Origin of the sequence: Paraconexibacter sp. (assembly GCF_041602235.1) — a bacterium.
Taxonomy (GTDB): domain Bacteria; phylum Actinomycetota; class Thermoleophilia; order Solirubrobacterales; family Solirubrobacteraceae; genus Paraconexibacter.
In genome coordinates this window covers 1-3,559 of sequence record NZ_JBFIGP010000348.1, presented here as the reverse complement: position 1 = coordinate 3,559, position 3,559 = coordinate 1, and the positions used below count along the sequence as shown (strand labels likewise).

At 73.2% G+C, this 3,559-nt stretch carries 4 protein-coding genes; 1 reads left to right on the top strand and 3 read right to left on the bottom strand.

What is annotated here, in order from left to right:
• Nucleotides 1–1,328 (bottom strand): NAD(P)/FAD-dependent oxidoreductase (locus tag ABYE80_RS18600; RefSeq protein ID WP_372791808.1); only part of this gene is annotated, 1,328 nt, incomplete at its 3' end.
• A gap of 50 nt (nucleotides 1,329–1,378) precedes the next feature.
• Complete coding sequence (locus ABYE80_RS18595) at nucleotides 1,379–2,323, bottom strand: alpha/beta hydrolase (protein ID WP_372791806.1); 945 nt, start codon at nucleotides 2,321–2,323, stop codon at nucleotides 1,379–1,381.
• Between the two features lie 54 nt (nucleotides 2,324–2,377).
• Here ABYE80_RS18595 and ABYE80_RS18590 point away from each other — a divergent pair, with 54 nt between their 5' ends.
• Nucleotides 2,378–3,016, top strand: coding sequence for an SDR family NAD(P)-dependent oxidoreductase (locus tag ABYE80_RS18590; RefSeq protein ID WP_372791805.1), 639 nt, complete (start codon nucleotides 2,378–2,380; stop codon nucleotides 3,014–3,016).
• Nucleotides 3,017–3,023: 7 nt separating this feature from the next.
• Here ABYE80_RS18590 and ABYE80_RS18585 read toward each other — a convergent pair.
• Nucleotides 3,024–3,559: 50S ribosomal protein L11 methyltransferase (locus tag ABYE80_RS18585; RefSeq protein ID WP_372791803.1), on the bottom strand; the 536-nt coding region annotated here is incomplete at its 5' end.

Genomic DNA, 3,559 nt, shown 5'->3' with positions numbered 1-3,559 from the left:
TCAGAGGAAGAGGACGACGACGCCTCCGCCGCCGGTCCCTTCTCCGGCTCACCCAGCCTCGCCGGGTGCCCCAGGCGGCCCAGTTCGGAGGTGTCGCGGCCGAACAGGAGACCGACGTTCCAGTCCAGGAGCAGGCGCAGGCGGCGTTTCGTGCCGGGCATCGCGACCAGGTGGTAGGTGCGGGCCAGCCACCACGCCGGAACGCCGCGCCACTTGATCCCCATCGTGCTCGCGACCGCCTGATAGCGGCCCATGTCGACGAAGACGCCCTTCGTCTTGTACGTGAACGGACGGATGCGGCCGTTCCCCAGGCTCGCCGCCACGTTCCTGGCGACACGCCGGCCCTGCCGGATCGCGTGCTGGGCGGTCGGCGGGCACGGCTCGCCCTTGCGGGCCGGGTCCGGGACACCCGCGGCGTCACCGATCGCCCAGACGCCGTCGACCCCCGGCACCTTCATGGTCGTGTCGACCTCGATCCGGCCTCCCTTCCCGAGCGGGAGCCCGAGGCTCGCGACGACCGGCGAGGGCTTCACGCCGGCCGTCCACACGACCGTCCGCGTGCGCACGACCTCGCCGTCGGACAGCCGCGCGGTGTCCGCGGTGACCTCGTCGAGCGTGGTCGAGGTCCGGATCTCGATCCCGCGCCCGCGCAACTCGGTCTCCGCGAACGCGGCGAGATCCGGGCCGATCTCCGGCATCACGTGCTCCCTCGCCTCGACCAGGATCCAGCGGATGCCGTGCGTGCGGCAGCGCGGGTAGAGGTCGAGGACGTCCGCGGTGAAGTCCTGCAGCTCGGCGAGCCCCTCGAGCCCGGCGTACCCGGCGCCCACGAAGACGTAGGTCAGCCACGCGCTGCGCTCCGCGGTGTCGTCGGTGCTCTCGGCGGCCTCCAGCGTCTTGATGACGTGGTTGCGCAGCCGGATCGCCTCGGGCAGGTCCTTGAACCCGACCGCGTGCTCGGCGAGCCCCGGCACCGGCAGCGTGCGGCTGACGGACCCCAGCGCGACGATCAGCTGGTCGTAGGCCAGACGCTCGGTCCGCCCCGTGACCGACTCCACGTCGATCGTCTTGTGGGCCGGATCGGCGGCCGTCACGCGCCCGAGACGCAGATCCGTCCCACCGCGCAGCTCCTCGCGCAGCGGCACGACGACGTGGCGCGGCTCCAGCGTGCCCGCTGCGGCACCGGGCAGCAGCGGCGTGTAGAGCATGAAGTTCTGGTCGGTGACCAGCGTGATCCTGGCGCTGTGCTTCGGCAGGATCCGCTCGAGGGTCTTGGCGGCGGCGAACCCACCGAACCCGCCACCGGCGATGATGACGTTCCAGGCCATGGACTCACTCTAGGGCCGAGGACCCACGTGAGGCCAATGTCACGAACGTGTCACAAGCTCTCGGCGTGCTCGGCCTCGGCCGCCTCACCGGCAGCCCCCTGCGCGGCGACACCCAGGTGCCGGGCCAGGAACTCGGTCTGATCGGCGATCGCCCGCTCGAAGTCCTCGCCGAGGTAGATGTCGAAGTGTCCGATGTCGTAGCGCTTGAGCTCGCCCCGCGGCGCCCGCTCCGCCACCGCGATGGCCGGCGCGGGTGGGGTCGTCTGATCCTGGTCGCATGCGCAGATGAGCACCGGGCAGGGGATCTTCGCCGCGCCCGCACCCGGGCGGTACAGCCCGACGTGCAGCATGATCCGGGCGGCCACCTCGTTGCGCCACCGCGAGTGCTCGGGCGCGATCGCGCGGAATCCCGGCTCGGCCTCGGCCGAGGTGAGCAGCGCGAAGCTGCCCTCGGGACCCACCACGGGCATCATGTGCGGGGCCCGGCCCATGAGCGCGCCGGCCTGATCGATCAGGCCCTCGGCGCTCGCCCGGGCCACGTTCTTGGGCGACGCGGCACGCAGCGCCGCAAGCCCGTCGGTGAACGGCGCCTGCGCCACGATCGCCGAGATCCTCCCGTGCTTCTGCGCCAGCGCCATCACGTGGCCGCCGCTGAAGGAGGAGCCCCACAGGGCGAGCCGGTCGGCGTCCACGCCGTCGAGCCCGCGCGCGAACGCGATCGCCGCCTCGTAGTCCTCGTGCTGCTTCTTGATGTCCAGGAGCTGCCGCGGCTCGCCGGTGCTCGCGCCGAAGTGCCGGTAGTCGAAGAGCACGACGACCATGCCCGCGTCCGCGAAGCGCTCCGCGTAGGCCGGCAGCCGGTCGTCGCGCGTGGCCGAGAACCCGTGGGCCATCACCACCACCGGCAGGTCGCCGCCCGCCGTGTCCGGGCGGTAGACGTAGACGGCGCACTGCTCGCCGCCTGACGGGAAGGTCGTGTCGATCCTGGTGGCCATGGTCCGACCATACCGCCGGTCATCGCGGCTGTGTGCCATGTCCGTACCGGACGCATGGAGCTCTCCGGGAAGGTCTGCCTCGTCACCGGCGCGTCGCGCGGCATCGGTCGCGCGACCGCGTCCGCGCTCATCGGGCGCGGCGCGATCGTCGCCGCGGCCGCCACGACCACCGAGCGCCTCGCGGACCTCGGCGCGAGCAGCACCCACGCCGCGGATCTCACCGACCCGGCCCACGCCCTGACGCTGACGGACGAGGTCCTCGCGGCGCACGGTCGCGTCGACGTCCTGATCTGCAACGCCGCGGTCCGGATCGACGGTCGCGTCGACGAGCTGACCCTCGACGAGGTCGACCGCAGCTTCCAGGTCAACGTGCTCTCCCCCTTCGCCCTCGCCGCCGCGGTGCTCCCGGGCATGCGCGAGCGCGGCGAAGGGACCCTCGTGACCCTGCTGGCGCCGATGGTGAGCGGCGGACGCCGAGGCATGGGCGCCTACGCGGCGTCGAAGGCGGCGCTCGCGAGCCTCACGCAGACCCTGCGGCAGGAGTCGGGGTCCGGGATCACGGTCTTCGGGTTCGACCCCGGGTGGGTGCGCACCGACCTCGCGCCGGACGGCGAGGAGGACCCCGGCCCGGTCGCCGAGCGGCTCGTGGAGCACCTCGTGACCGCCCGGAGCGCGCGAGAGCCGCTGCGGTGATCCTCGCTCAGGCGCGCCGCAGCAGCAGGGCGGCCCATTCGCCGCCCTCGCGACGGTCGGCCTCGACGAGCCCGAGCGCGTCGGCGAAGGCGCGCGCCACCTCGTCGGCCTCGGCTCGCAGCAGCCCGGAGGCGATCAGGGTCTCGGGGATCGCGCCGTCCGCGAACCCCTCCGAGGCCACGCGCAGCAGGAGCGGTCGCAGCAGGTTGGCGAGCACGAGCGGCGCGTACGGGGACGGTCCGTCGTAGACGAGGTCGTGCCGGTGCGCGGTCATGTCGACACCGTTGACCCGCGCGTTGTCGAGGGTCGCCTGCACCGACGCCACGTCGTGGTCCACGCCCACGACGGGGGCCCACCCCAGCGCCGACGCCGCGATCCCCAGCACGCCGGAGCCACACCCGACATCGACCGCCGCTCCGCCCGGTTCCAGCTCGAGCAGGAGCTCGAGGCACAGCCGGGTGGTGTCGTGCGCTCCGGTCCCGAACGCCTGCCCCGGGTCGATCACGATCTCGCGGACCGTGGTGTCCGCGCTCGGCGGGCACC

Coding starts and splice junctions, on each gene's coding strand:
- ABYE80_RS18595 (WP_372791806.1), bottom strand. CDS start 2,323: ATGGCCACCAGGATCGACACGACCTTCCCGTCAGGCGGCGAGCAGTGC.
- ABYE80_RS18590 (WP_372791805.1), top strand. CDS start 2,378: ATGGAGCTCTCCGGGAAGGTCTGCCTCGTCACCGGCGCGTCGCGCGGC.